The organism is Arthrobacter woluwensis, assembly GCF_030816155.1.
GTDB lineage: Bacteria > Actinomycetota > Actinomycetes > Actinomycetales > Micrococcaceae > Arthrobacter_E > Arthrobacter_E woluwensis_A.
On record NZ_JAUSXR010000001.1, the window covers coordinates 1,834,569 to 1,860,591 of the forward strand.

Sequence of the window (26,023 nt, forward strand, 5' to 3'; positions counted from 1 at the left end):
CCCGCCGTCGCCGGCCGCCGTCGTCGGCCGCTTTCTCAGCCGCCCAGCCAGCCGTTCACTCAGACGCGGGTCAGCACCGTCTGCAGGCTGGCCGTGGCGGGCGACTGCGGGAAGACGCTCGGCGCCGGAGCCGGAACGTCCGCCAGGTCGACCGTCACAGGGTCCGTGCCCACCGGGACGACCTGATCCCGCACCTGGACTTCCAGAGGATCGCCGGAGTCGACGCTGAGCGTGATCCCGCCCGGCGCCAGCCGCACCGAAAGCACCGAGCCCCGCATCCGCAGACGGAACGCGAGCCCCTCCCAGCCCTCCGGCAACCGGGGGTCGAAGAGCGGGCGCTCCCCCTGGTCGCGGAAGCCCGCGAAGCCGTTGACGAGCGCGGCCCAGACGCCGCCCGCCGAGGCCGTGTGAACGCCGTCCACCGTGTTGTGGTGCAGATCGTCCAGGTCGATGAACGCCGCCGTCGTGAAGTGCCGCAGCGCCACGTCCCCGTAGCCGACCTCGGCCGCCATGATGCCCTGCACACACGCCGAGAGCGTCGAATCGCCGGTGGTCAGCGGGTCGTAGAAGTCGAAGGCGCGCTGCTTCTCCTCGGCGCTGAAGTCCTGCCATTGCAAGAACATCGCCAGCACCGTGTCCGCCTGCTTGAGCACCTGGTGCCGGTAGATGACCAGCGGGTGGAAGTGCAGCAGCAGGGGGTACTTGTCCCGCGGCACGTCCCAGTCCCACGGTTCCAGGGTCATGAAGTCGGCGTCCTGGGCGTGAACGCGCAGATCGCTGTCGTAGGGCAGGGTCATGCGCTCGGCGGCTTCGGACCAGAGCTGGCGTTCCGTCACCCTGGCGAAGGGCCCCTCGACGGCGGCCGCGGCCCGAAGATTGAACCGCGCCATGACGTTCGTGTACAGGTTGTTGTTGACCACGGCCGTGTACTCGTCGGGACCCGTGACGCCGTGCAGGTGGAAACGCCCGTCCTTGCCGAAGAAGCCCAGGGAGGCCCACATGCGGGCCGTCTCGGAGAGGATCTCCGCGCCTTCCCCGGTGCGGAACTCGTCGTCGCCCGTCGCCCAGACGTACCGGGCCGCGGCGAAGGCGACCGCGGCGTTGATGTGGAACTGTGCAGTGCCGGCGGCGTAATACGCGCTGGCCTCCTGGCCGTTGATGGTGCGCCAGGGGAAGAGGGCGCCGTCCACACTGAGCTCGGCGGCCCGGGCCCGCGCGGCGGGCAGCATCGAGTGCCGGAAGGCCAGCACCTTGCGGGCGGCATCCGGGGAGGTGTAGCTGAGGTAGGGCATCAGGTACACCTCCTGGTCCCAGAAGTAGTGGCCCTCGTAGCCCGAACCGCTGACGCCCTTGGCGGGGATCCCGGACACGCCGGCCTGCGCGGTCGCCTGGCCCAGCTGGAAGAGGTTCCAGCGGACCGCCTGCTGCAGTTCCGGCTGACCGGGAAGTTCGATGTCCGCGGTGGACCAGTACTGCGCCCAGTGCTCGGCCGATTCCGCGGCGAGCTCCTCGAAACTGAGGATCGACTCCTCGGCACGGGCCAGGAGCGTCTCCGGCGTCTCCGGACCCACCGCGTAGGAGACGCGCTTCTCGAGCACGAACTCCTCCCCCGGGTCGACCGGCAGGACGTAGCGGACCGAGCTCCGGTCGGCGTCCGTCTCCGTCGAGAAGGGCGGGAGGGCGCCCGGCGCCACATGATCGACCGCGACGGCGACGCTCTGGCGGGAGGCCGCCGTCGTCCAGGCGAGCCGCAGGGACCCGCGCGCGCCGTCGCTGAACGCCGGCATGAGCACGCGACCGGCGTGACGGCCCGAACGTCGGGGGTCGTGGTCCGAGTGGTCCTCGGCCGGCTGATCCTGCCGGTTCACCACCTGAGAAACCGCATCCAGCACGATCCGCCGGTCCGCGCTCAGGCGCAGTTCCACAGCCATCGAGCCGCGGTGGCCCTGGCCGAGCACCCGGCGTTCGACCGTGGTGACGACCGCACCGGAGGCACACTGCCAGACGACGGCGCATTCGTAGATCCCGCTCGCGAAGTCCAGGGTGCGGCGGTAGTCGAGGACCGGCACCGTGCCGAGCGAGAGTTCCTCCCCGTCCACGCGGAGCAGGGTCTCCTGGACGTCGGGCACGTACAGCATCCTCTGGCCCTGCTTCGCGAAACCGTAGGCGTTTTCGGCATGGCGGATGTCGAACGTTTCGTGGAAGCCGTTGATGAAGCTTCCCGGCAGGAAGGCGTCGGCGGCGGAAGCATGGGCGCCGCGCACCCCGAGATGGCCGTTACCGAGGGCGAAGACGGTCTCCAGGGCGCCCTCCGAACCGGGCGCGTAGGAGGTCTCGACCAGTGCCCAGGGCTGTGCGGGGAATCGGGTGCGGTCAGCGGAGATCAGTGACATGGGAAGGCTTTCGGACGCTGGATCGATCGGGGGCGCCGGGACGTGGGGGAAGGGTCCCGGCGAAGTGTGGGGGTGGGGCGCTCTGAGGATCAGGCAGGGAGCAGGGTCAGGCCGGGAGCAGCTCGTCGAGGTCGGACACCACGAGCGTGGCGCCGGCGGACCGCAGGACGTCCTCCCCCGCTCCTCGATCCACGCCGATCACGGCGCGGAACCCGCCGGCCGCTCCGGCCTCGACTCCGGAGACGGCGTCCTCCACCACTGTGGCGGCGGCCGGGTCGACCCCGAGCAGCTCGGCGGCTCTCAGGAACGTGGCCGGATGCGGCTTGCCGGGCAGCCCCTCCCGGGCCGCGACGTTTCCGTCCACCACGATGGGGAACAGATCCGCCATTCCGGCGGCCTCGAGCACCGCCGGCGCGTTGCGGGACGACGAGACGACGGCGAGCTTCACGCCGCGCTCCCGGGCCGCGGCGACGAAGCGGGACGAACCGGGGTACGGGTCGATGCCGTCCTCGATGATCTGGGCGGAACAGCCTGTTCTTGAGGTTGCCGAGGCCGCGGACGGTGCGCTCGGTCGGCGCGTCGTCGTCCTGGCCCTCGGGCAGGGTGAGGCCCCGGGAGGCGAGGAATTCGCGGACGCCGTCATACCGGGGCCGGCCGTCGATGTGGGCGTAGTAGTCGGCATCCGTGTACGCCGGCCCGACGCCTTCGACGGCGAGCACGTCTTCGAACAAGGTGCGCCACGCCTGCTCATGGGCGAGCGCGGTGGGGGTCAGGACGCCGTCGAGGTCGAACAGGAGCGCCTCGGTGCCGTCCCAGATCGATGTGTTCAGTGATGTGGTCATGGGGAGTCCTCAGGGTTGACGCCGGGGGCGGCGGGTGGTCTTGCGTTCGATCAGGGCGACGGGCAGGCGGTGGTGCTGGGGGTCCCCGCCCGCTCCCTGAAGCCGTTCAGTGAGCAGATCGGCGGCGAAGGCCGCCTGGTCCGCCACGGGCTGCGCGACGGTCGTGAGGCCCAGGACGGCGCTCATCGGATGATCGTCGATCGCGATGAGCGAGACGTCCTTCGGCGCGGACAGGCCGTGTTCACGGAGCGCCTTGAGCGCTCCGAAGGCGGCCTCGTCACAGGCCGCGAACACGGCCTCGGGAAGGCCTCGGTTGTCGATCAATTCGGTCATGGCCCGGTACCCGCCTTCGATGCTGGACGGTTCCTTGATGATGCGGTCAGGGTGGACTTCGAGATGGTGCTCCGCCAGGGCCTGGGAGAACCCTCGCAAGCGGTCGCCCGAGGTGCTGACGGTTCCGCGGTCATCCTCGCCGGCTGCCAGGATGGCGAAATCCCCGTGGCCGAGGCCGAGGAGGTGGCTGGTCGCACTGTGAGCCGCCTGGACATCATCGATCCCTACGGTGTCCCACGGTACGCCGCTCAGTCCCATGCTCGCCACCTCCAGGGGTGAGGACGCGAGAGCCTCCACCTCCTCGCCGTCGAGGTCGACGCCGAGCAGCAGGACCCCGTCGACGCGCTGGGCCAGGGCGTCCAGATCGCCGAAGATCCTCTTCCGGACATCGGCGCGTCCCCCGGAGGCTGATGAGCACGGAGTCGAGCCCGCTGTCGGCGAACACTTCCTCGGCCGCTTCGACGGCCTGCGCGAAGAACCAGGTGGTGGCCGTCGGGACGATGATCGCCACCGATCCCGTTCTGCCGCCGGCCAGTCGCGCCGCGGCGGACGACGCGCGGTAGCCGAGTTTGGCGGCCGCATCCTCGACCCGCCGCTGGGCGTCTTCAGAGACGTTGGGAAGTCCCCGCAAGGCCCGCGAGACGGTGCAGATGGACAGGCTGGACAGCAGGGCGACGTCCCGGATGGTCGCGCGGCTGCGCTCAGTCAAGGAACACGGCCTCAACCCTTTCATGATGCACTCTCCGGCGCGATGGAGTCAGCGCCGAAAGAGATTGTAAGCGTTTACACTCACCGCTGACAACGCTTCGGCAAAGGATGTCACGGCCGCGGCGGGGCTGCGTGGGAAGAGGTGGGCGACCGACGTCGGACGCCGGCGCATGGCTGTCAGTTCCCAGGGATTGCGGGACTCAGGATCCCGAGGCCGCCCGACGCCGCAGCGCTGACGTGACCAGGAGAGAGATCGCACCGACGAGGGTCAGGACGAGGCCGGCCAGAAGGAGGAGCTTCTCCACTCCGAACATCGTGGTGACCTGGGCATACACAGGATCGGGGATCGTCCCTTCCAGCCCGTCGAGCTGCGCATAGCGGATGAGGTAGGACCCCAGCCCCAGGCACGCCACGAAGAGCCCGACGGCGCACAAGGCTGCCAGAGCGATGTTCGCGATAGTGCCGGTTCTGCTTTTCACGCACGCCTCCTGAGTGAAGCTTAGGAGGCTCTTCTCCGGAGAGGAACAGTCCGTTCTCCAGGCAGGCCTACTCGGACACCCTCACCGGCGTCACGCCGAGCCGGGCTTGGGCTGCTGATCGGTTCGGCGTGATGCCCTTGCCCGATCAGCAGCCCTCCAAGCACCAAGAGCCTGAATCCCAGCGGCGGCGAGATGACGCAGGCCATCCGTCACGGATCCGATCTGCGTCCTGCGCACCTTCGCACGACGGTCCACGTCGGCCTTGCCCCCCAGAACAAAAGGCCGCCGCGGCCACCTTCAAGCCCCCAATGACATGAAGGTGATCCCGGCCCCGCGGGTGCGCACTCCTCCCACCGAGGGGTCTCCCCCAACAGGTGCTCGCGAGACGGCGACGTCTCGATGCCTTTACGTTACACCACCTGCCGTAATCTCGGAATCCCCTGGCCACGCCCCGGGGCGGCGCCGGGACATCCTGGTCAGCCCGCTCGGCGGGCGGGTTCACCGTCGGCCTCGAGCAGGGTGACGATCTGCCCGATGGTGTCCGCCATGAGCCCGGGCAGCTCATCCCATCGCCCGGTGAAAGCCACCAATTCCTTCGTCCCGAGTCCCGAGGACACGATCAGCCAGGCCGCTGACTCGCACTCGACTCCAGGACGAAGCCGACCCGCCGATTTCGCCAGTTCCAGCTGGCCCACCACGAAGGCCTTCCAGGTGCGGAACGGGTCGATGCGGCGCTCGGGATAGAGATGCCGGGACTCCTGCGCGATTCTGATGCCCGCACGGACGATCGGCCGCGAGCTGATGTTCACGGCCACGGCGTGAAAGGTCGCCTGGAGGACCGCGAGCGGATCGCGTCCGGCAGCAGCGCCGACGCGCTGAGCCTCCCGCATGCTGTCGCCCTCGGCGTCCAGAATGGCCGCACCGATCTCACGAACGGAACCGAAATGGAGACCCACGTCCCGAACCGGCACCCGCAGAACCTGGGCGACGTCCTCCAAGGTCGTGTCCGCCAGCGGCGCCGAGACGAGCAACAACGCCGCGGCAGCAAGGATCTCCTGCCGGCCTTCTGGGTCCGAAATCATGCTGATGCCTCATCCTTCTGTGAAATAGGCCAGATCCGCCACGCCCTCGACGCCGACCGACGCCAGGGACCGGACGCGCAGCGTCCGCAGCCGCCGGCCGTCGATCACCACGCCACCCTGCCGGTCGAGGGTCGTGACGGCGTCAAAGGCGCCGGGCGCGATAGGCCGGTGACCGTGAATCGCGATCGTCATCTTCCGCATCCAGAGATTGTCGACGCCGCTGCGGTCCGTTGCGTCAGCCCGGTACACCAGCGCCTGGGCCAGCTGGCCCATCGTCACGAGGAAGTCGATCGCGGACGCCTGTGCCGCGGCGGGGTCGGACGCCGGGCCGATCGGGAGGAGGTGCCGGGACCTGAGCCCGCCGTCCGGACCGTCGAAAGCCTCCACCGAGGAGCTGATCGAGTGACCTTTGTACTCCAGATCGCCGATCGCCAGGACGCCCGCCGATGACCGCACTCCGGCCACCGCGAGACCCAGCTCGACCGTCATGTTCCCCACCCGGGCGGAGCACCATTCGAGGGTCCGGCCCTCTACGGAGCGTCGACTCGTCTCGAGGGTGACCGGCACATCCGCCAGCCGGCTCCAAGGCTCACTCCCCGCCCGGATCTTCACGGTGCGGATCCAGAACCGCGCCTCGGCGTGGGCCGCCGCAGCCCACCGCGAGGGGTTCCCGGCGAGTGCCGCCATCGGGAGCACCACAGCGTCCACCGAGCTCAGGTGAGGTCGGCGCGAACGCCCGTCGGCCCCGACCGACCACCGCGCCGGATAGGTGACCCGACCCCGCCACCGCCTGCCGTCGCCGTCGCCCGCTTCCGTCAGTTCGTGCTCCACCTGGCGATATCCGCCACCGAAGTACCGGTCTTCCGCGGGACCGAGTTCATCGTCAAGACTCGTTCCGCCAGGCTTCTCCCCCACGACTTCTCCTTCACCGCGCAGAGTTGCGTTACAGCGCCATCCCTATATTAATTCACCGTAGGGGTGCCAGAATCCGCGATCTGAGTGGCTTGGTAGACTGGCCGCATGGCAACCAAACGAGGCCGGCCGCTCTCTTCTGATGTCAGCGAAGCCCTACGACAGGCCGCCGAACGCATCATGCGGAGTTCTGGTTACTCGAGCCTGACCGTCGACGGCCTGGTCGCTGAAGTCGGCACCACGAGGCCGACGTTTTATCGCAGGTACCGTAACGTCGGACATCTCGCGTTCGACGTCATTCAGCATCGGTTCGGTGTGAACGAAATCGACGACACGGGGGCACTCAGCACCGATCTCCTCCGGCTCCAGCGACAAGAAGTCGCCATGTTCGCGGACCCTCTGCTCCGGAACAACCTTCCGGGCCTGCTGGAGACGATCCGAATCGACGAGTCGATCCGTGTCCTCTACCTCACGCAGTTCATCGCCCCACGGCGCGCCAATGTGCAGGCCGTGCTCCACCGTGCGGTCGTCCGCGGCGAGCTGGAAGCCGACCAGATCGACCTCGACTGGATCTGTGACCTTCTGCTGAGCCCGCTCCTCACCAAGGCGTTGCTGCCGGTGGGCGCGGGCCTCACGGACGAGCTCGCTCGGCGAACGGCCGAACTGGCCTTCGATCAGCTCATGGCGGCCGCCACCCCTGCCGCCAGGGTCTGAGCCGCCAGGGTCTGACAAGGCGCGACGACGGCCGGCAAATTCGCGGCCGGGACGCCACCTCAGCGGCGGGGCAGGGAAGCGGGGCACGTCAGCGAGGCGCCTCGCCCCAATCGAGCGAACCCCGGGAACGCCGAAGGGCCGGTCTCTCGACCGGCCCTTCATCTGTGGAGGTAAGGGGATTCGAACCCCTGACCTTCTGCATGCCATGCAGACGCGCTACCAACTGCGCCATACCCCCATATTCACTTGCCCGCCTCGCCGGGAGATCAATCCCTGCCGCTGCGACTCATACAGCTTAGACCACCGGTGGCGGATCACCCAAATCGAGGCCTGACCTGCGCTTCCATTCCCAGAAGCTCAAGCCGCCCAACCCCTCAGCGGAGCCCGTCGAGCGAACTCATGACCGTGGTCAGCAGACTCTTCAGCTTCTCGGCATCCTCCCGGTCGAGCCCTACGATCTCCCCCAGCCGACCGGGCACTTCGGCGACCACATCGCGGAGGGCCAGCCCCTCAGGGGTCAGAGAAACGAGCACACGCCGCTCGTCCTGCGGCGAGCGGTGACGGGTCAGCCGGCCCGCCGCCTCGAGACGCTTGAGCAGCGGCGTAAGGGTGCCACTGTCGAGCCGCAGCCGCTCCCCCAGCTCGCCGACACTCAGCGACCCCTCCGCCTTCCACAGCGCGAGCATCACCAGATACTGCGGGTAAGTGAGGCCCGATTCGGCCAGCAGCTCCCCATAGGCGCGCGTCACGGCGCGCGATGCCGCGTGCAGCGGGAAGCACAGCTGCGCGTCGAGGTCGAGTTGTTCGTAGGACATGCCTCCATTCTAGATTGCGCATTTGTATTTTGCACAATATAGTTGCGTACATGACTACAAAAGCTCTCTACACCGCCACCGCCGTCGCCCATGGAGATGGCCGCAACGGCCACATCCAGTCCTCCGACGGCCTCCTCGACGCCCCGGTCCGCACCCCGAAGGAACTCGGTGGCGCCGGCGGGGCCACCAACCCGGAGCAGCTCTTCGCCGCCGGCTACGCCGCCTGCTTCCACTCGGCCCTCAAGCTGGTCGCCGCGCAGGCCAAGCTCGACGCCGGTGAGTCCGAAGTCGTGGCCGACGTCTCCCTGCACTCCCTCGACAACGGCGGCTACGGCCTCTCCGTCCGTCTCGAGGTCGACCTGCCCGCACTCCCCCGCGAGCAGGCTCAGGAACTGATCGAGAAGGCCCACCAGGTCTGCCCGTACTCCAACGCGACGCGCGGCAACATCGACGTCGAACTCGCGGTGGCCTGACATGACCGTCCTCGCCGTCGTCGGCCTCATCCTGAGCGGCATCGCCGCGCTCGTGCACGTCTTCATCTTCTGGATGGAATCATTCGCCTGGACCTCGCCACGGGCGCGTGCCGTGTTCGGCACCAGCGAGACCGAAGCCGCCGCCACTCGCGAGCTGGCCTTCAACCAGGGCTTCTACAACCTCTTCCTGGCGATCGCCGTCCTGCTCGGCATCATCCTCGTGGCCGCCGGCCAGCCCGCCGTCGGCAACACCCTCGTCTTCACCGGCGCCGGCTCGATGGTCGCCGCCAGCCTGGTGCTCCTGCTCTCCAGCCCGGAGAAGGCATCCGCAGCGCTCAAGCAGGGCGTGATCCCCGCGCTTGGCGTCATCTCCCTCATTCTCGGCATCACCCTCTGACCCGGAAGGAACCCCATGACTGACTTCACCACCACCGAGATCCAGCTCGCACGCCGCCCCGAGGGCTGGCCCGTGCCGGAGGACTTCAACACCGCGACCGTCTCCCACCCCGAGCTCGCGCCCGGTCAGGTCCGCGTCCGCAATGAGTTCATCTCCGTGGACCCGTACATGCGCGGACGGATGAACGACACCCGCAGCTACGTCGCCCCCTACCCTCTGGGCGAGGCGATCGCGGGCGGCGCCATCGGCCGCGTGGTGGAGTCCGCTTCCGACGATCTGCCCGTCGGCACGGTGGTGCTGCATCAGCATGGCTGGATGGATGGCGTCCAGGACGCCGCCGAGACCTTCCGCGCTGTTCCCGAGATTCCTGGCGTGCCCCTCTCCCTGCGTCTGCACATCCTCGGCATGACCGGCCTCACCGCCTACGTGGGCCTCACCGAGATCGCGAGTCTCAAGGAAGGCGAGACCGTCTTCATCTCCGGCGCTGCCGGCGCCGTCGGCACCGCCGCCGGCCAGATCGCCAAGCTCCTGGGCGCCAAGCGCGTCATCGGCTCCGCCGGTTCCCCCGAGAAGGTCGCGCTGCTGACCGAGAAGTACGGCTACGACGCCGCATTCAACTACAAGGACGGCGACGTGCGCGAACTCCTCGCGGCCGCCGCTCCGGAGGGCATCGACGTCTACTTCGACAACGTCGGCGGCGACCACCTCGAAGCCGCGCTGGACGCGTTCAACGACGGCGGCCGCGCGGCCCTCTGCGGCGCGATCTCCGCGTACAACACCACGGAGCGCACGCCGGGTCCGGACAACATGGCCAATATGATCACCCGTGGTCTGCGGCTCCAGGGCTTCACCCTCGGTTCCTACCTGCACCTCGGCCAGGAGTTCTCCGAGCGGATGAACGGCTGGTTCAGCGAGGGCCTCATCAGCTATGACGAGACGATCGTGGACGGCGTCGAAAACACCGTCGAGGCGTTCCTCTCGATGATGCGCGGAGCCAACACGGGCAAGATGCTCGTCCGGATCTGATTCTCCAGCGGTTCGACCCCCGGCTTGGTGGGTGACCCACGGAAATTTCCGTGGGTCGTCCACGAAGCCGGGGGTCTTTTCATGCGTCGGGCCGCATGCCCGCCCCGCCCCGGCCCAGCCACGACCGGGACCGATCTCAACTGAACCAGGCGACCTCGATCAGGCGGCGATCCGTTCTCCGGACCAGCGCCCAGGATGATCCTTCGCTGAGGACCTGGAACCGCACGCTCTCGCCTTGAGGGATGCGGCCCAGGGGACTTCGGAACCGGTAGAACATCGTGAACCGGACCGGATCACCCGAGACGCCGGGTGCATCGACCTGGAGGCCCTCAAGGAGATCAAGGAAGTGCGGCGGGGCCGGATCGCCGACTATCTCGAGTTCCGTCCGGCGGCGCGCTTCGTCACCGGCGCGTCGATCTGGGAGGTTCCCTGCGCCATCGCGCTCCCCTGCGCCAGGCAGAATGAGCTCGACGGCGGGGACGCGCTCACGCTGGCCCGCAACGGCTGCTCCATCGTCGCGGAGGGCGCCAACATGCCGTGCAGTCCCGACGCCGTGAAGGTCTTCGCGGAGGCCGGAGTGACGTTCGCGCCGGGCAAGGCCGCCAACGCCGGCGGGGTCGCCACGAGTGGCTTGGAGAGGCAGCGCAGCGCAGCGCCGCCCGCGATGCGTGGGCGTTCGAGCACACGGAGCAGGGGCTCCGCGCGATCTGAGCGCGACCACGACGCCGGCCGGCCTCAGCCTTCCTTGCGGCGCACCATCTCGGTGATCCACACCGGGGCGAAGGGCGAGGTGCAGCCCGGCGGAGTGGGATAGTCCTTGAGGACTTCGAGCCGCTCCCCGATCTCCAGGGCGCGGGCCCGCAGTGCCGGGTGTTCGATGCCGATCTGCGCGAGACAGTGGTTCATCGCCCACTGCAGGCGCTCCGGCGCGTCCTTCATGCGGGCCTCGATCGTGTCCAGGAGACCGTCGAGGTCCAGTCCCTCGGGCTTCTTGGCGACCCGGTCCACCGTGAGCATCCATCCCGCACTCGCCACCACGGGGTCCTCGTCCGCAAACCACAGGAGCCGCAGGTCTTCGGCGTGAGGGGACTTCTTGACGACGTAGTTCACCAGCCAGTCCTGCACCTTCGGGGCACGGGCTTCGCGCAGCATGGTGTCGAGTTCGTCGCGGCTGAACTCCTTGGGACGGCAGATCAGCAGTGACAGCAGCCTGGCCGCGGTGTCGCCGGTGGCCCAGAGTTCGCGGGCGAGGTCCTGCTGGGTCTTCAGACGTTTGGCGATGGCCCGCAGTTTGCCGAGATTCACGCCGTGATCGTCACCGTGCCGGAGATTGACCTCGCGGGCCCGCGGGTCATCGAGTGCGGCGAGTTCCTCCAGGAGCCCGGCCACGGTGGTCGCCTCGGTGGTGGCGGTCATCGCCTCTCCTATCGCTCGTGGACCTCATGGTGCTTTTGTGTCAGCCTACGCCGCAGGAGCGCAGGCCGAACCGGATCAGACTTTCTTGACCACGCTGGACTTGAGCTGCATGGGTCCGAAACCGTCCACTTTGCAGTCGATGTCGTGCTCCCCCACGCCTTCGATCAGGCGGATGTTCCGCACCTTGGTGCCCACCTTGATCGAGGTGGGGCTGCCCTTGACCTTCAGGTCCTTGACGATCGTGACAGTGTCGCCGTCGGCTAGCACCTTGCCGACGGCGTCCTTGATGACCTTCTCCGCGGGCTCCTCGGTGGACGCAGGCTCCCATTCGTGGGCGCATTCCGGGCACACCAGGAGCGCGCCCATCTCGTAGGTGTACTCGCTGGAGCACTCGGGGCAGGGAGGCAGGGTTTCACTCACCGTCAGATTTTATCCGGGCGGAACTCGGATCGTGACGTTCCGGTACGATGCATCGGCCCGAGGCCCGCCGGTGGAGACATCAGCGCAGCGGCACCACCGTGGCGAGCGGCTCCCATACCGCGGTGTCGTTGTTCAGGACAGCCGCGTCGCGCCCGTCACCCTTGATGTCCCGCAATCCATGCTGGAACCCGACGATCGCATACTCCCGGAGCCGTCCGTCCTTGGACGTCTGCGGTGTCAGGAAAGCCAGATACTCCTTGCCCACGTGGACGTCGATGTCACCGGATGACTTCGCCTGCACGTAGTCGGCACCGACCGGCTTGTGCCCGCCGTTCAGGCGCGTCATCTTCTCCTGCTGCTCGGCGTTGAGACTCTTCCAGTACTCGCCATACGAGACGATGCCGCCGGACCGCGAGTAGTTCAGCTGGGAACCGGCCTTGACCGGGCCCTTGAACACCTCAAGCACGGTGAACCGTCCCACGGTCTGCGGGTAGACCGCCTGTTCCGCAACGGGACTGAACGTGCGGCCTCCGGCGATGGTGTCGACACGGATCCGCGCGACGACGGGCGCGGTCCTGAACCCGTACAACGGATCGCGGGCGTCCCACACGAACTCGACGAGGCTGATCCCCGGCTGAACCCTGTCCTTCGGAATCGCCGCATAGGCGTCGAGCGCGGTGGTCTCCACACTGGAGTTCGGCTGAGCCTCGGGCATGCGGGAGCCGGGCGCATGGTCGCGGTGGTCTCCAGGCGTGCAGGCCGTCAGTGCGGTCACGAGCAACGCCGTCGCGACGGCGGCGAGGGCCTCACGCTTCATCGCAGACTCCCCCTTCGCGACGGACTCCCCGGCAGGCGACCGTGAACGAATCGTAGATCAGTTCGCCCGCGCCGACCAGACCGGACCAGACCGGACCGGACCGGCATCGGCGTCCGGGGACGCCGAGGGCCGGCCGCGTTGCGCGACGGCCGGGCCTCTCCTTGCCCGTGTCCGCCTCGGCTCACCGACCGGCGATGGCGCCTCCCAGGCGTTTCACACCCTCCCGCAGGGTCTCCTCGTCCTCCAGCGAGAACGCCAGCCGCAGCTGCGAGAGGCCCGGCGCCCCGGCGCCGAAGTCCGGACCGTCGTAGAACGCGGTCCCCGGAACGAAGACCACCTTGGCATCGATCGCGGCGTCCAGCACCGTGTGGCAGGAGGCTCCCTCGGGGAGGTCCAACCAGGTGAAGAAGCCACCGCGGGGCACGCTCCAGCGCGTACCCGCCGGCATGTGCTCCTCCAAGGCCTCCCGCACCGCGGTGGCCCGGCCGCGGTACAGGCCACGCGCCGTCGTGAGCGCAGCCTGCCAGTCATGACCCAGCACGTACTCCTCAATGAGCGACTGACTCAGCACCGAGGCGCAGATGGTCGTGGCTTCGGAGGCGAGCTGCAGCGGACGGCGCAGCGGCTCGGGCGCCACGGCCCAGCCCACCCGGATACCGGGCGCCACGATCTTGGAGAACGATCCGAGGTAGATGACGTTCTCCGGATCGAGCTGCTGCATGCTCTGCTGGACCTCACCGTCGAAGGACAGCAGGCCGTAGGGATTGTCCTCGATGATCGGCACCCCGGCGCGGCGGCACACGTCGACCACCTGGGGGCGCCGCTCGGCCGAGAGCGTGATCCCGGTGGGGTTGTGGAAGTTCGGGATCGTGTAGAGCGCCTTGACCGTGCGGCCCTGCGAGAGCAGCCGGGCGATCGTCTCCTCGAGGGCGTCGGGGCGCAGGCCGTCCTGGTCCATGGCGACGTGCTCCACGTCCACCTGCAGGCCCGCGAACACGCCGAGCGCGCCCACATAGGTGGGCCCCTCGGCCAGGATCACATCGCCCGGATCGCACAGCAGCTTGATGACCAGCTCCAGGGCCATCTGCGAGCCCGCGGTGATCTGGACGCTGTCCGCGTCCACCGGGATGCCTTCCGCCGCCATGACCCGCACGACGGCGTCGCGCGCGCCCTGCGTTCCGGTGCCGGAGCCGTACTGGAGCGCTTCCATGCCCCGCTCGGTCACGATCCGCGAGGCCGCGGCCCCCAGCTCCGCGAGGGGAAGGACGGTGAGGTCCGGGTTGCCGCCGGCCAGCGAGATCACGCCCGGCTGCATCGAGACTTCCCAGAAGTCGCGCACCGGAGAGGGGCGGTAGCCGGCCGCACGGGCGGCGGGCTGAAGGAAGGTGGGGGTAGTGCTCATGGTCGCCTCATTCATGGTGGGAGCGGCACCGGCGTCGTCGCCGGCCTGGCCTGGTTTCAGTGGTAGTCGACGGCGGCCGTGTCAGCGCCGCGTGGGAGTTTCAGTTCGGATTCGACGAAGCTGTGGAGGATCGCGTGCATGCGGGGCGCGGTCATGCCGAAGGTCCCGTTGATCGCCTGGAAGGCGAGCCCATCGGTGAGGCCCAGGACCGAGTTCACCACGTCCTCCACGGATCGTTCGGTGACGGCCTGGCCGGAGTCCAGGGCGTCCTGGATCGCCTCGGTGAAGAGCCGCTGCCAGTAGCGGAGCCTGTCGTTGACCTTTTCCGCCAGGGTCAGATCCAGGCGTGCGGCGGCGTAGAGCTCGAACCAGAACCCCCACGCGTCGGTGAAGTCCTTCTCCCCCATGACCGCGTAGTCGATCAGGCCGCGGAGCTTGCGGGCGGCGTCCGCTCCGCTGTGCCGCGAGGCGATCTGACGCCATTCGGCCTCGGACTCCTTCATGCGGTGCTCCACGCAGGCCTCGATCAGCTTGTCCCGGGTGCGGAAGTAGTGCTGGATCATGCCGACGCTGAATCCCGTGGCGTCCGACACCGCCCCGAAGGAACAGCCGGACAGGCCGGAATTCACGATCACGGACGCGGTGGAGCGAAGGATCTCGACCCGCCGTTCGGCGATGGCCTCCTCGGTGACGGCATTGCTCCTGCGACGCACCACGGTGCTCATGGACTTCCTCCTGACGGATTGCAGTGACATTCAGAACGCTAGCGGATCGCCCTTGACAGTGACTCGCATCACTCAAATAATAAGTTGAACTTATTGAAGTTTTCAACAGCAACCCCAGCTGCCTCCCCACCCATCCGCCAAGGAAGACCCCCATGAAGAAGATCGCCGAGAAGACGACCACCGAGAAGAACGCCGCCGAGAAGATCACGGCCGGCCGCCTGGCCCGCCGCACCGCTCTCACCCTGACCGCCCTCGCACTCGTGGCCGGCACCGCAGCCTGCACCAACACCGAGACCCCGACGGCGGGGGGCAACCCGGGAGCCTCCGGCACCAGCGCCCCCGGCGGCGTGGGGGCGGGCGGCCGCGCGGCGGCGGAAGCTGTCCAGGCGGATCCCGCCGTCGAAGCCCTCGTGCCGGCGGCCCTCAAGCAGAAGGGCTCCCTCAGCCTCGTCACCGACCCCACCTACGCCCCCATCACCTTCACCGACAGCAGCGGCGCCTTCGTGGGCCTCGAGCCGGACCTCGCCGTCGCCGTCGGCAAGAAGATGGGCCTCAAGGCCGACTTCAGCAAGGGCGATTTCAACGGCATCATCGCCGGCATCCAGGCCAAGCGCTACGACGCGTCCTGGGCCGCCTTCTCCATCACGGCCGATCGCGCCGCGCAGGTGGACATGGTCAGCTACATGAAGGGCGGCACGTCCGTCATGGTGAAGAAGGGCAACACCTCCGGCATCCAGAAGGTGGAGGACCTGTGCGGCAAGACCGTCGCGGCGCAGACCGGCACCACCCAGGCGCTGTCCGTCCTGCCCGCCTTCCAGAAGCAGTGCGCGGACGCCGGCAAGGGCCAGATCACCACGCTGATCCTCCCCCAGCAGGACAACGTGAACCAGGCCGTCTCCACGGGCCGCGCCCAGGCCATGGCCGCCGACAACGCCCTCGTGGCGTACTACTCGCAGCTGCAGCCGGACGTGTTCTCCGCCGTGGACAGCATTCTCGTGGAGCCGGCACTCACCGGGGTGATCACCAACAAGGCGGACTCCTCGCTCGCCAAGGCGTTCCAGAAGGCTCTCGGCTCGCTCATGGCGGACGGCACCTACCAGAAGATCCTCTCGGCCTGGGGCATGTCCGCCTCCGCGATCCCGGCCTCCGAGATCAACCCCGTCAAGTAGCCCGCGCGCCGACACCAGGAGCACCCCGTGACCCCTTCAAGCCCCGGAACCGTGACCGAAGACCACGGCCGGATCGATTACCTGGCCATGTCCGGGCTTCCCGTCCTGAAACGACGGCGCCCCGGGCAGGTGGTCTCCGTCATCGTCATCGCCCTGCTCATCCTCCTGATGGTGGGCACCCTGCTGACCAACCCCGGCTTCGGCTGGCCCACCGTCGGCAAGTACCTCTTCGACACGCGCATCCTCGCAGGCCTGCTCCTGACCCTGGAACTGACCATCATCGCCGAGGTCATCGGCTTCGCGGTCGGGATGATCCTGGCCGTCATGCGGATGAGTCCCAACCGGCTCATCTCCGGCGTGGCCGGCGCCTACATTTGGTTCTTCCGCGGCACACCGCTGCTCGTCCAGCTCCTGTTCTGGGGTTTCGCCGCGGCGCTCTTCCCCACCATCGGCATCGGCATCCCGTTCATCGGACCGAACTTCGTGGAGTGGAACACCAATGACGTCATCTCCCTGATGGGCGCGGCGATCCTGGGTCTCGGGCTGAACGAAGCCGCGTACACGGCGGAGATCATCCGGGCCGGTCTGCTCAGCGTTCCCGCCGGGCAGACCGAGGCCAGCCGCTCCATGGGCTTCAGCCACCTGAAGACCCTCTGGTACGTGGTGATCCCCCAGTCCATGAAGGTGATCATCCCGCCCATCGGCAACAACGTGATCTCGATGCTCAAGACCACGTCCCTGGTGATCGTGATCGGCGTCGGCGATCTGCTCTACAACGCCCAGCAGATCTACGCCCAGAACCTCAAACAGATCCCCCTGCTGATCGTGGCCAGCATCTGGTACATCGCCCTCACCAGCGTCCTCAGCTGGTTCCAGTCCCGGCTCGAGAAGAAGTACTCCAAGGGCACCGCCCGCCCGGCCAAGCCCGCCAAGAAGGAGGCCCGCTGATGGCTACCGTCGAGTTCCTCAACGTCCACAAGAGCTTCGGCCCGGTAGAGGTCCTCAAGGGGATCGATTTCCGCGTGGAACCGCAGCAGGTGGTGTGCCTGATCGGCCCGTCCGGCTCCGGCAAATCCACGCTCCTGCGCTGCGTGAACCACCTCGAGGTCACCACCGCCGGCGCCATCCTGGTCAACGACCAGATGATCGGCTACAACGTGCACGGAGACCGTCTGGTCGAGGCCTCCGACGCCGAGATCGACCGGCGCCGCTCCCGCATCGGCATGGTGTTCCAGAGCTTCAACCTCTTCGGGCACATGACGGCCCTGGAGAACGTGATGTTCGGCCCCACCAAGCTCCTCAAGACGCCCAAAGCCCAGGCCGAGAGCGAAGCCAGGGAGCTCCTGGCCAAAGTCGGCCTGGCCGAGCGCGCCAACAATTACCCGTCCCAGCTCTCCGGCGGTCAGCAGCAGCGGGTGGCGATCGCCCGGGCCCTCGCCATGAAGCCGGACCTCATGCTGTTCGACGAACCCACCTCGGCCCTGGACCCGGAACTCGTGGGCGAGGTGCTGGACGTGATGAAGCAGCTGGCTGCCAGCGGCATGACCATGATCGTCGTGACCCACGAGATGGGGTTCGCCCGCGAAGTGGCGGACGTCGTGGTCTTCATGGACGGCGGCGTGATCGTGGAACAGGGCCTCCCGGACGATGTCCTCCTGAACCCGCAGCACGAACGCACCCGGGCCTTCCTCTCCAAGGTCCTCTGACACAGCTCCGCTGACGCGGGTTCTCTGGCCCGGGTTTCCCAGCCCCAGGATTCCCGCACCCCGTGCCTGCCGCCACGGACTGCCGTCCCACCCTTCGCCTCATCGACCGAAAGCCCTCCATGCGCACCCTCTCCACCTTCCACCGGCCCGCCGCCCAGGCCCACCCGGTAGTGCTCCACCACGCCACCTTCCACACCCTGGAGGACGGGTCCTCGCCGGAGGCCCTCCTCGTCTTCGGCCAGGACATCGCCGCGGCCGGGACGCTCGAGCACTGCCTCGCGGCAGCGGCAGCCCTGAGCCCCGCGGCGCCGGAGGTCGTCGACCTGGGCGGCGCCGTCGTCGTCCCCGGCTTCATCGACGCGCACGCCCACCCGCTCATGTACGGCCAGCTCATGACCTGGGTGGACTGCGGCCCGGAGAAGGCCGGCTCCATTCCCGAGATCGTTGCACTCCTGCAGGAGGCCGCGAGGGAACTGTCGGCGGGCCGGCCGGTGCGCGGGTACGGCTACGAGCACCGGAACCTCGTGGAAGGCCGCCACCCCACGCGGCACGAGCTGGACCAGGTGGCCACCGACCGCGAGGTGTACCTGATGAACGCGTCGGGGCACGGCGGGGTGGTGAACAGCTTCACCCTGGAGCTCCACGGCGTCACGCGGGACACCCCGAATCCCCCGGGCGGGGAGTTCTTCCGGGACGCCGACGGCGAGCTCACGGGCGAGCTGTCCGACGCCGCCTGCAACGTGCTCACCGGAGTGCATGGCGTGAAGGTGGGCCACCATGGTCCGAACTTCCACCTCGCCGACGCCCCCGAGGAGCACCTCCGCCAGCTCGCCGCCGCTCAGGAGAAGTTCCTGGCCGGCGGGGTGACCGCGATCGGCGACGCCCAGGTGTCCCGTCGCGAATTCGACATGTATCTGCGCCTCGCCGAAGCCGACGGCCTGAAGACCCGCGTGAGCATATATCTGCTGTCTCATCTGCTCGATGACGCGCTGGAGATGGGCCTGCACGGCGCCTTCGGCAACGACATGCTGAGCTTCGCCGGGATCAAGCTCTACGCGGACGGGACCCTGGGCGGCTGGACCGCGTACTTCCCGGACGGCTACGTCGGTGACCCCTGCCGGACCGGCCAGCTCTACCACGAGCCCGCCGAGTACCGGGAGCTGATCCGGAAAGCGCACGCCGCGGGCGTCCAGACGGCCACGCACGCGCAGTCCCCCACCGCGCTGGAGATGGTCATCGGTGCGATTGAAGCGGCACTGGAGGAACGTCCGGACGACGACGCCCGGCACCGGATCGAGCACTGCGGACTGCCGACGCCCGAGCAGATCGAGCGGATGGCCGCCGCCGGCATCCACCCGGTCAATCAGCCGCAGCACTACTACAACTGGGGCGAGGGCGTCACGGCCGCGATCGGCACGCCCGGCGAGCGCTTCAACCCGCTCGGTGAATTCGTCCGGGCCGGCGTTCCGGTCACCATCAGCTCCGACGCCCCCGTCGCCGATCCGCTGCCCCTCGAAGCCATCCAGGCTGCGGTCACCCGGGTCACCCGGCGCGGCCACCGGCTCGGTTCCCTCGATCTGCGGATCAGCCGCGAAGAGGCCCTGAAGGCGCACACCCTCACGGCGGCCCGGGCGATCGGCCGGGAAACCGATCTCGGGTCCCTCGCGGTCGGCAAGCGGGCCGACTTCGCGGTCCTTTCCGCCGATCCCCTCACGGTCCCCGAGGACGAGATCGCCCGGATCCAGGTCCTGCAGACCTGGGTGGACGGGCGGCGCCGCTTCCTCGCCGGAACCCCCACCGCCATCCCCGCACAGCACGCGATCCAGGACTGAGACATGAACACCATCACCTCCCCCGAGCAGCAGCCGATCGAGGCCGGACCGTACGCCAACGCCGGGCTCGCGATCATGACGACCCTGAGCAACTACGGCATCGACACGATCTTCGGTATCCCCGGCACCCACAACCTCGAGTTCTACCGCCACCTGGCGCCCCTGGGCATCCACCCCGTGACGAGCCGTCACGAACAGGGTGCCGGGTACGCCGCGGACGGCTGGGCTCAGCAGACGGGGCTGCCGGGCGTCGTCATCACGACCTCCGGCCCGGGCCTGCTCAACGCCCTGTCCGCCGCCGGGACGGCCTATTGCGAATCCCGCCCCCTGCTGCTGCTCTCCCCCGGCCCCGCACTGGGTGACGAGTTCGCGGACCGCGGCGCGCTGCACGAGACCAAGGACTCGACGGCGGCCGCCGGGGCGATCGTCGAATGGAGCCTGCGCGCCACCTCCGCCGAGGAGGCCGTGGAGGCCATCCACCGGGCCTTCGAACTGTTCCGCGGCACCCGTCCGCGTCCGGTCCACGTCGAAGTGCCCCTGGACGTCCTGGAAGGTCCCGCTGCGCTCAGCAGCCGGCTCCTCGCCGCCCGCCCCGCGCCGGCACCCGCCCCCGCGGACGACGACGCCGTCGCCACCGCCGCGCGACTGCTCGCCGGGGCGGCCCACCCGGTCATCCTGGCCGGCGGAGGATCGCTGCCGGGCCGTGGTGCTCTGCGCGCCTTGGCGGAATCCCTGCCGGCCCCCGTGGTCACAACCCTGAACGGGAAGGGCGCCCTGCCCGAGTCCCACCCGCTCTCCCTCGGCTCGGACATCCGTCTTCCCGCGGCGCAGGCGCTCTGCAATGACGCCGACGTCCTGCTCGTCGTGGGTTCCAAGGTGGGCGAGGCAGAACTCTGGGGTGGCGAGGTGGCGCCCAGCGGCACCGTGATCCGGGTGGACATCCTGGAACGCCAGATGGACACGAACCTGACCGCGGACGTCCGGCTGGTCGGGCACAGTGCGGCGGTGCTCCCGCAGTTGCTCGAGGCGGTGCGGAGCGCGCTCTCGGAAGCGGCAACCGCCACCTCGACGACCCACAAGCCGCGCGGCTCCGGACTCACGGCCCGGCTCAGCGCCCTCCGCACTGAGCTGAAGGACGCCGGCCGCGCGATGGCCCCGGATCTCGCCGCCCTGGCCTGCGAGATCCAGGCCGCGATCCCGGCGGACACGATCATCGCCGGTGACTCCTCGCAGATCACCTACTTCGGCACGTCCACCTTCATCCCCCAGGACGAACCGCACTCGTTCCTCTACACCCCCGCCTACGCCACGCTCGGCTACGGGCTGCCCGCCGCGATCGGGGCCAAGGTCGGCGCACCGGACCGGCCGGTGGTGGCGGTCGTGGGCGACGGCGCGCTGATGTTCGCGGTGCAGGAGTTCGCCACGGCGGTGGAGCAGGGCCTGGACCTCGTGGTGGTGTGCGTCGACAACGGCGGCTACGCCGAGATCAAGCAGAACGAGGCGGACCGCGGGATCCCCCCGGTCGGCGTCGAGCTGCACCAGCCGGACTGGGCGGCCCTCGCCGCCGCCTTCGGGGGCAACGGGGTGTCGGTGAGCGCCCCGGCGGAGGTGCAGCCCGCCGTCGAGCGGGCCCTCGCCGCCGGAGGCGTCCAGCTCGTCCATGTGCCGCTCGGAGTCTTCAGCGACGCCCGCCTGGGCGAGGAGTCGCCAGAGGACGCTCAGGGCTGAGCCACGGGTTCCGGGGCGGCGCCGCCCCGGAACCCCTCCGGTTACTGCGGAGCCATCCTGAGCGCGCCGTCCATGCGGATGGTCTCGCCATTGAGGTAGTCGTGCTCCACGATCATGGTCACCAGGCGGGCGTACTCCTCGGGGCGGCAGAGCCGCTGCGGGAACGGGACGCTCGCGGCCAGGCCCGCCCGGTACTCCTCGCTCACCGTGGCGAGCATGGGGGTGTCCACGATCCCGGGCGCGATGGTGCAGACCCGGATTCCGTGCCGTGCTAGGTCACGCGCTGCGGGCAGCGTCATGCCCACGACGCCGGCCTTCGACGCGGAGTAGGCCACCTGGCCGATCTGGCCTTCGTACGCGGCGACGGAGGCGGTGTTGATGATGACGCCGCGCTGGCCGTCGTCGTCCGGGGCCGTGGCCGCAATGGCCTCCGAAGCGTAGGCGAGGACGGTGAACGTCCCGAGGAGGTTGACGTTGAGCACGGTGGCGAACAGCTGGGGGTCGTGGACACCGTTCCTGCCGAGGATCCGGCGGCTCGGGGCGATCCCCGCACAGTTCACCACGGTGCGGAGCGGCAGCTCCGCACCGGCCTGCTCGACGGCGGCCTGGACCTGCTCTGCGTCGGTCACGTCCGCGGGGATGAAGGTCACGCCGTCGGGTGCCGAGGCGCGCTCCAGCTGCTGCGGGAGGTCCAGGGCGAAGACACGGGCCCCGCGCTCCACGAGGGCGGCCGCCGTGGCCGCTCCGAGGCCCGAGGCCCCTCCGGTGACGAGGGATGCTGTGGCGGTGAGTTCCATGGACCCGGCTCCTTGAGTGGAATGCGGGCCCGGGCCGGTTCGTGCCGATCCACGGGCCCCAGGCTGAGGTGGGACGGCTTCGTGAGCGTCCTCACAGGACACTTGGCAGGCTAGCAACAGTCCCGCTCCGGGGCCAGAGCAGCCGGCGTACCGGCTTCCCGGCGTCGCCCTTGGGAATAAATCATCTGGAACTATAGTATTTACTCATCAGACCTTGTGGCCGGAGTCACAGACCCCTCGCGGGCGACGTTTTCCGGCCCCACGCAATCCTTCGCATTCAGGGGGCGCGCGGGGATAGGCTCGTGAGGCACGGCGTCCGCAAGACGGGCAGGGGCTAGCCGAACCGCGTCTGCCAGTGGAAAATGAATGCGTGTAGAAAATTAGGTCCGGTTCCCACCGGATCTCGTAGCTGAAGCGAAAAGGACACGTTCAATGGCGACGACCACAAAACAGGGCTACCGGGTCACCAACCCTGCCACCGGCGAGGTCGTGGAGGAGTTCCCCTTCTCCACCGATGCTGAGGTGCAGGATGCGCTGACCAAGGCCCAGACCGCCTACGAGGACTGGGGATCGCGGACCATCGAGGAGCGCGCCGCCGTCGTGCAGCGCGCCGCCGAACTGTTCGAAGAGCGCAAGGAGGAGCTCGCCCGTATCGCCGCCACGGAGATGGGCAAGCCGTTCCACGAAGGCATCGAAGAGGCCGAGTTCTCCAGCGCGATCGTCGGGTACTACGCCGAGCACGGCCCCGCCTTCGTCGCGGACCAGGAGGTTCCGACCCTCGCCGACGGCAAGGCCGTCATCCAGCGCTTGCCGATCGGCCCGCTGCTCGGCATCATGCCGTGGAACTTCCCGTACTACCAGGTGGCACGCTTCGCCGGCCCGAACCTCGTGCTCGGCAACACCGTGCTCCTGAAGCACGCTGAGTCCTGCCCGCGTTCCGCGCTGGCCATCGAGCAGATCTTCCGTGACGCGGGTGTTCCCGAGGGCGCCTACGTCAACGTGTTCGCCACCCACGAGCAGATCTCATCCATCATCGAGGATCCCCGCATCCAGGGCGTCTCCCTGACCGGTTCCGAGCGTGCCGGCGCCATCATCGGCGCCCAGGCCGGCAAGGCCCTGAAGAAGGCCGTGCTGGAACTCGGCGGCTCCGACCCGTACGTGATCCTGGATTCCGACGACATCAAGGAAGCCGCCGCCACCGCGTGGGGCACCCGCATCTACAACACGGGTCAGGCCTGCAACTCCAACAAGCGCATGATCGTCATGGAGGACATCTTCGACGACTTCGTCTCCGAGCTGACCGAGCTGGCCAAGGCCGTCAAGCCCGCCGACCCGCTGGAGCCGGGCGAGAACTCCTACGGCCCCATGTCCTCGCGCCGCGCTGCCGAGGACCTCGACGCCCAGGTGCAGGACGCCGTCGCCAAGGGCGCGACCCTGCACGCCGGTGGTGTCCTGGCCGAGGGTGACAGCGCGTACTACTCCCCCGCCGTCCTCACGGGCGTCACCCCGGACATGCGCGCCTTCCAGGAGGAGCTGTTCGGCCCGGTGGCCGTGGTCTACAAGGTCACGAGCGATGACGAAGCCCTCGAACTGGCCAACAACACCCCGTTCGGCCTCGGCGGCGCCGTGTTCGCGAAGGACGAGGACCGCGCCCGCCAGATCGCAGACAAGCTCCAGGTCGGCATGGCCAACGTCAACACCCCCGCGGGTGAGGGCGCAGAGCTGCCGTTCGGTGGCGTCAAGCGCTCCGGTTTCGGCCGCGAGCTGGGCCCGCTGGGCATGGACGAGTTCGTGAACAAGCGCCTCTACTTCGTGGCCAACTGATCATCTCAGTCCCGCATCAGGGGCGGTGCACCGGTTCTCCGGCGCACCGCCCCTGATCGTTTCGGGCCTGTTCTCTTCGCGCAGCCACGCTCCGACGACTCAGCCGAGCGGGCACCTGCTCGCCGCTAAGCCCGCGAGGCGAACAGCTCCTCCGTGTTCCAGCGCGAAGGGTCGACGGCCACGGCCGGGAGCATGAAGTCCCACATCTGGCGGATCCGCTCCATGACGTCCTGGCGTCCGGTCAGAACATTGGAGACCATCTGCACCCCGGTGAAGGAAGCCACCAGATACCTGGCGAAGTCGGCGGGATTCACCTCCGCCTTGATGTCGCCTTCCAGCTGCCCCTGCGCCGTCATCTGCGTCATGGTCTCCACCCAGTCCTGATAAGGCCCCGTGACGTCGGCGTCGAAGACCGAGGCTTCAAAGGTGAGCCGGATGCCGGCCCGCACCACGACGTCGTCGAGCAGCTGCTGCCCGAAGACACGGCAGCATTCCAGAATGGTGGGCAGTGCTTTGTCACCGCGCGAAGTCACCTTGTCCCCCGCGTCACGGGAGCGGGCATGCTGGGCTTCGATCACCGCGAGGGCGATCTCCTCTTTGGACTTGAAATGAAAGTACAACGCGCCTTTGGTGACCTCCGACTGCGTGGAGATCTCGCTGAGGCTGGCATTGCCGTACCCGGCGCGTTCAAAAACCTTGGACGCGCCTTCAATCACGGAACTCCGGGTTTCGATGGCCCGCTGCTGCATGGCGGAGGTGGACCTTTCGTCGTGGGGTCAGGAGTGCTTGCCTCTATGAAAGACCCGACCGTCAAGGAGGGGCAAGGCGGCGCTCCGGCTTGTGGGTGACAGGCTTGGCACGTCCTTGCCCCACACGGTATCACCCTGCTCAGCGACCCCCGCCGACGATGCCGCACCTCCTCCCGCCCTGAAAATGATCAGTCCGATCCGAGGGAAAGATTACCGAGAGATAACAATACGATCATATTGTGCAAAACCGGCCGAACGGTTTGTTTACCGTGGAGTACAGGAATACACTGAGAACTGTTGATGCCACCAACCGTGCCCGGTTGATCTGTCAGCGAAGCAGGATTGGGGGGAGGTGCGGTCATCGGCCGCACCTCTTGCTTTAACAGTCCGCACCTCCCGTCACATCAGCCTCCTGAGGAGCAAACCGTGGCCGTCGTCTTCAGCAGGGATCCCTGGATGCCCACCGCGATCCGCGAGGGAGAGATTCTCAGCCTCCGCATCGTCGGGGGCGCGGACGCTAATCACGATCCCCGCGAATTCAGCATCCCTCTCACAGAGGTGCAACTGGACGCCATCGAAAAAGACCTGCCGCGCCATCTGCTGCTGTGGAGCGCTTTCCTGCCTCTCTGCTACGACGCCGGGATCAAGGGCCCGCTCAACGCTCGTGCGGCAACGGCACTGCTGGACCCCATCCTCTTCGGCACACCCCAGGACATCACCGCGCTGTTCCGCCGGATCCCGTGGGACAAGCGCCAGCTGGTCGCGCAAGGGGCCGACATCCCACTGCTCGAACGCGGGAAGGTGCTCGACGCCGTGCAGACGGCCACGCAGTACTCCGATTGGAACCGCCTGTGGGAGTACGACGCCGATCAGCGCCGCGCGGAGCGGGGCGTCAGGCTCGGCCCCCTCGACGCAGCACTGCTCAGGTACACGGGACGCTACGCGCAGGGCGGGAAGTCACCCGATCGCCGCCCCTCCGCCGTCGATCCCGCACTCCTGCCGCAGGTCCTGGAGGTGATCGCGGTCGCGGAGCACGCAACCGAGGGAATGCCGATGTCACCCGGCTGGGGCGAAGGGGAACGCCGCGAACGGAAGCGGCAGGAATGGAACAGGGTCAAGGAAGCTGCGCAGCTGGCTGTCAGGGCCGCCTACCCGGAATTGGTCGATGATGCAGTGGAGACGGTCAGCTTCCTGGTCTGCAGCGAGGCTCATGAACTGGCGGGCCTCCTCGCGGAGGACGAAGGCCAGGCCTGACGGTCACCGC

At 68.3% G+C, this 26,023-nt stretch carries 26 protein-coding genes, 1 tRNA gene and 2 pseudogenes; 13 read left to right on the forward strand and 16 right to left on the reverse strand.

Annotated features, from left to right (window positions below; all coding sequences use genetic code 11):
• Nucleotides 1-59: 59 nt before the first annotated feature.
• The 3 genes and pseudogenes from QFZ52_RS08300 to QFZ52_RS08310 form a co-directional block, all read right to left on the reverse strand.
• Nucleotides 60-2,393, reverse strand: coding sequence for a glycoside hydrolase family 65 protein (locus tag QFZ52_RS08300; RefSeq protein ID WP_307497152.1), 2,334 nt, complete (start codon nt 2,391-2,393; stop codon nt 60-62).
• A 106-nt stretch (nt 2,394-2,499) separates the two neighbouring features.
• Nucleotides 2,500-3,235, reverse strand: a pseudogene (locus QFZ52_RS08305) (HAD family hydrolase).
• Between the two features lie 9 nt (nt 3,236-3,244).
• Entirely contained in the window at nt 3,245-3,865 is a 621-nt protein-coding gene (locus QFZ52_RS08310; RefSeq protein WP_307497153.1) for a LacI family DNA-binding transcriptional regulator, read from the reverse strand.
• A 113-nt stretch (nt 3,866-3,978) separates the two neighbouring features.
• Here QFZ52_RS08310 and QFZ52_RS08315 point away from each other — a divergent pair, with 113 nt between their 5' ends.
• Complete coding sequence (locus QFZ52_RS08315; protein WP_307498744.1) at nt 3,979-4,131, forward strand: hypothetical protein; 153 nt, start codon at nt 3,979-3,981, stop codon at nt 4,129-4,131.
• Nucleotides 4,132-4,184: 53 nt separating this feature from the next.
• Here QFZ52_RS08315 and QFZ52_RS08320 read toward each other — a convergent pair.
• The 4 genes and pseudogenes from QFZ52_RS08320 to QFZ52_RS08335 form a co-directional block, all read right to left on the reverse strand.
• Nucleotides 4,185-4,301: pseudogene (locus QFZ52_RS08320) on the reverse strand (hypothetical protein); the annotation flags it as partial.
• A gap of 175 nt (nt 4,302-4,476) precedes the next feature.
• Complete coding sequence (locus tag QFZ52_RS08325) at nt 4,477-4,755, reverse strand: hypothetical protein (RefSeq protein ID WP_307497154.1); 279 nt, start codon at nt 4,753-4,755, stop codon at nt 4,477-4,479.
• A gap of 476 nt (nt 4,756-5,231) precedes the next feature.
• The gene (locus QFZ52_RS08330) at nt 5,232-5,837 is read right to left on the reverse strand and encodes a hypothetical protein (RefSeq protein WP_307497155.1); all 606 of its coding nucleotides are present in this window, start codon (nt 5,835-5,837) and stop codon (nt 5,232-5,234) included.
• A 9-nt stretch (nt 5,838-5,846) separates the two neighbouring features.
• Entirely contained in the window at nt 5,847-6,752 is a 906-nt protein-coding gene (locus QFZ52_RS08335) for an AvrD family protein (RefSeq protein ID WP_307497157.1), read from the reverse strand.
• A 105-nt stretch (nt 6,753-6,857) separates the two neighbouring features.
• Here QFZ52_RS08335 and QFZ52_RS08340 point away from each other — a divergent pair, with 105 nt between their 5' ends.
• On the forward strand, nt 6,858-7,463 hold the full coding sequence (locus tag QFZ52_RS08340; RefSeq protein ID WP_307497159.1) for a TetR/AcrR family transcriptional regulator: 606 nt from the start codon (nt 6,858-6,860) through the stop codon (nt 7,461-7,463).
• 165 nt (nt 7,464-7,628) lie between these two features.
• Here the strand turns inward: QFZ52_RS08340 and QFZ52_RS08345 are convergent.
• Nucleotides 7,629-7,701, reverse strand: a tRNA-Ala gene (locus QFZ52_RS08345).
• A gap of 136 nt (nt 7,702-7,837) precedes the next feature.
• Nucleotides 7,838-8,278 (reverse strand): MarR family winged helix-turn-helix transcriptional regulator, encoded by a 441-nt coding sequence (locus tag QFZ52_RS08350; protein WP_307497161.1) that lies wholly within the window; start codon nt 8,276-8,278, stop codon nt 7,838-7,840.
• A 50-nt stretch (nt 8,279-8,328) separates the two neighbouring features.
• Here QFZ52_RS08350 and QFZ52_RS08355 point away from each other — a divergent pair, with 50 nt between their 5' ends.
• The 4 genes from QFZ52_RS08355 (at nt 8,329) to QFZ52_RS08370 (ending at nt 10,988) form a co-directional block, all read left to right on the forward strand.
• Nucleotides 8,329-8,751, forward strand: a complete 423-nt coding sequence (locus tag QFZ52_RS08355; RefSeq protein WP_066210439.1) for an organic hydroperoxide resistance protein — start codon at nt 8,329-8,331, stop codon at nt 8,749-8,751.
• 1 nt (nt 8,752) lies between these two features.
• Nucleotides 8,753-9,148 (forward strand): DUF1304 domain-containing protein, encoded by a 396-nt coding sequence (locus QFZ52_RS08360; protein ID WP_144628336.1) that lies wholly within the window; start codon nt 8,753-8,755, stop codon nt 9,146-9,148.
• Nucleotides 9,149-9,163: 15 nt separating this feature from the next.
• Complete coding sequence (locus QFZ52_RS08365; protein WP_307497162.1) at nt 9,164-10,174, forward strand: NADP-dependent oxidoreductase; 1,011 nt, start codon at nt 9,164-9,166, stop codon at nt 10,172-10,174.
• 235 nt (nt 10,175-10,409) lie between these two features.
• Nucleotides 10,410-10,988, forward strand: a complete 579-nt coding sequence (locus tag QFZ52_RS08370; RefSeq protein WP_373425643.1) for a hypothetical protein — start codon at nt 10,410-10,412, stop codon at nt 10,986-10,988.
• Here the strand turns inward: QFZ52_RS08370 and QFZ52_RS08375 are convergent.
• The 5 genes from QFZ52_RS08375 to QFZ52_RS08395 all read right to left on the reverse strand — a co-directional run bounded on the left by QFZ52_RS08375 (nt 10,910) and on the right by QFZ52_RS08395 (nt 14,954).
• Nucleotides 10,910-11,590, reverse strand: coding sequence for a DNA alkylation repair protein (locus QFZ52_RS08375; protein ID WP_307497164.1), 681 nt, complete (start codon nt 11,588-11,590; stop codon nt 10,910-10,912). The genes QFZ52_RS08370 and QFZ52_RS08375 overlap by 79 nt on opposite strands.
• A 75-nt stretch (nt 11,591-11,665) precedes the next feature.
• Nucleotides 11,666-12,010, reverse strand: coding sequence for a zinc ribbon domain-containing protein YjdM (locus tag QFZ52_RS08380; protein ID WP_307497165.1), 345 nt, complete (start codon nt 12,008-12,010; stop codon nt 11,666-11,668).
• 79 nt (nt 12,011-12,089) lie between these two features.
• A complete protein-coding gene (locus QFZ52_RS08385) occupies nt 12,090-12,827 on the reverse strand; it encodes a hypothetical protein (RefSeq protein WP_307497166.1) in 738 nt (245 codons plus the stop codon).
• A 181-nt stretch (nt 12,828-13,008) separates the two neighbouring features.
• Complete coding sequence (locus QFZ52_RS08390; protein ID WP_307497167.1) at nt 13,009-14,229, reverse strand: aminotransferase-like domain-containing protein; 1,221 nt, start codon at nt 14,227-14,229, stop codon at nt 13,009-13,011.
• Between the two features lie 56 nt (nt 14,230-14,285).
• Nucleotides 14,286-14,954, reverse strand: coding sequence for a TetR/AcrR family transcriptional regulator (locus QFZ52_RS08395; RefSeq protein WP_307497168.1), 669 nt, complete (start codon nt 14,952-14,954; stop codon nt 14,286-14,288).
• A gap of 152 nt (nt 14,955-15,106) precedes the next feature.
• Here QFZ52_RS08395 and QFZ52_RS08400 point away from each other — a divergent pair, with 152 nt between their 5' ends.
• The 5 genes from QFZ52_RS08400 to QFZ52_RS08420 all read left to right on the forward strand — a co-directional run bounded on the left by QFZ52_RS08400 (nt 15,107) and on the right by QFZ52_RS08420 (nt 21,389).
• Nucleotides 15,107-16,123 carry an ABC transporter substrate-binding protein gene (locus tag QFZ52_RS08400; RefSeq protein ID WP_307497169.1) on the forward strand — a complete coding sequence of 339 codons (1,017 nt, stop codon included), beginning with the start codon at nt 15,107-15,109 and terminating at the stop codon, nt 16,121-16,123.
• 27 nt (nt 16,124-16,150) lie between these two features.
• Complete coding sequence (locus QFZ52_RS08405; protein WP_307497170.1) at nt 16,151-17,071, forward strand: amino acid ABC transporter permease; 921 nt, start codon at nt 16,151-16,153, stop codon at nt 17,069-17,071.
• Nucleotides 17,071-17,829 (forward strand): amino acid ABC transporter ATP-binding protein, encoded by a 759-nt coding sequence (locus QFZ52_RS08410; RefSeq protein ID WP_307497171.1) that lies wholly within the window; start codon nt 17,071-17,073, stop codon nt 17,827-17,829. The genes QFZ52_RS08405 and QFZ52_RS08410 overlap by 1 nt, the downstream gene beginning before the upstream one ends.
• A gap of 119 nt (nt 17,830-17,948) precedes the next feature.
• A complete protein-coding gene (locus QFZ52_RS08415; RefSeq protein WP_307498690.1) occupies nt 17,949-19,661 on the forward strand; it encodes an amidohydrolase in 1,713 nt (570 codons plus the stop codon).
• Nucleotides 19,662-19,664: 3 nt separating this feature from the next.
• A complete protein-coding gene (locus tag QFZ52_RS08420; protein ID WP_307497172.1) occupies nt 19,665-21,389 on the forward strand; it encodes a thiamine pyrophosphate-binding protein in 1,725 nt (574 codons plus the stop codon).
• Nucleotides 21,390-21,430: 41 nt separating this feature from the next.
• Here QFZ52_RS08420 and QFZ52_RS08425 read toward each other — a convergent pair whose 3' ends face one another.
• A complete protein-coding gene (locus QFZ52_RS08425) occupies nt 21,431-22,186 on the reverse strand; it encodes an SDR family NAD(P)-dependent oxidoreductase (protein ID WP_307497173.1) in 756 nt (251 codons plus the stop codon).
• Between the two features lie 432 nt (nt 22,187-22,618).
• On the opposite strand from QFZ52_RS08425, the gene QFZ52_RS08430 reads away from it, so the two are divergent.
• A complete protein-coding gene (locus QFZ52_RS08430) occupies nt 22,619-24,010 on the forward strand; it encodes an NAD-dependent succinate-semialdehyde dehydrogenase (protein WP_307497174.1) in 1,392 nt (463 codons plus the stop codon).
• A 125-nt stretch (nt 24,011-24,135) separates the two neighbouring features.
• Here QFZ52_RS08430 and QFZ52_RS08435 read toward each other — a convergent pair whose 3' ends face one another.
• Complete coding sequence (locus QFZ52_RS08435; RefSeq protein ID WP_307497175.1) at nt 24,136-24,759, reverse strand: ScbR family autoregulator-binding transcription factor; 624 nt, start codon at nt 24,757-24,759, stop codon at nt 24,136-24,138.
• Nucleotides 24,760-25,185: 426 nt separating this feature from the next.
• Here QFZ52_RS08435 and QFZ52_RS08440 point away from each other — a divergent pair, with 426 nt between their 5' ends.
• Nucleotides 25,186-26,013 (forward strand): DUF6357 family protein, encoded by an 828-nt coding sequence (locus tag QFZ52_RS08440; RefSeq protein WP_307497176.1) that lies wholly within the window; start codon nt 25,186-25,188, stop codon nt 26,011-26,013.
• Nucleotides 26,014-26,023 lie beyond the last annotated feature (10 nt).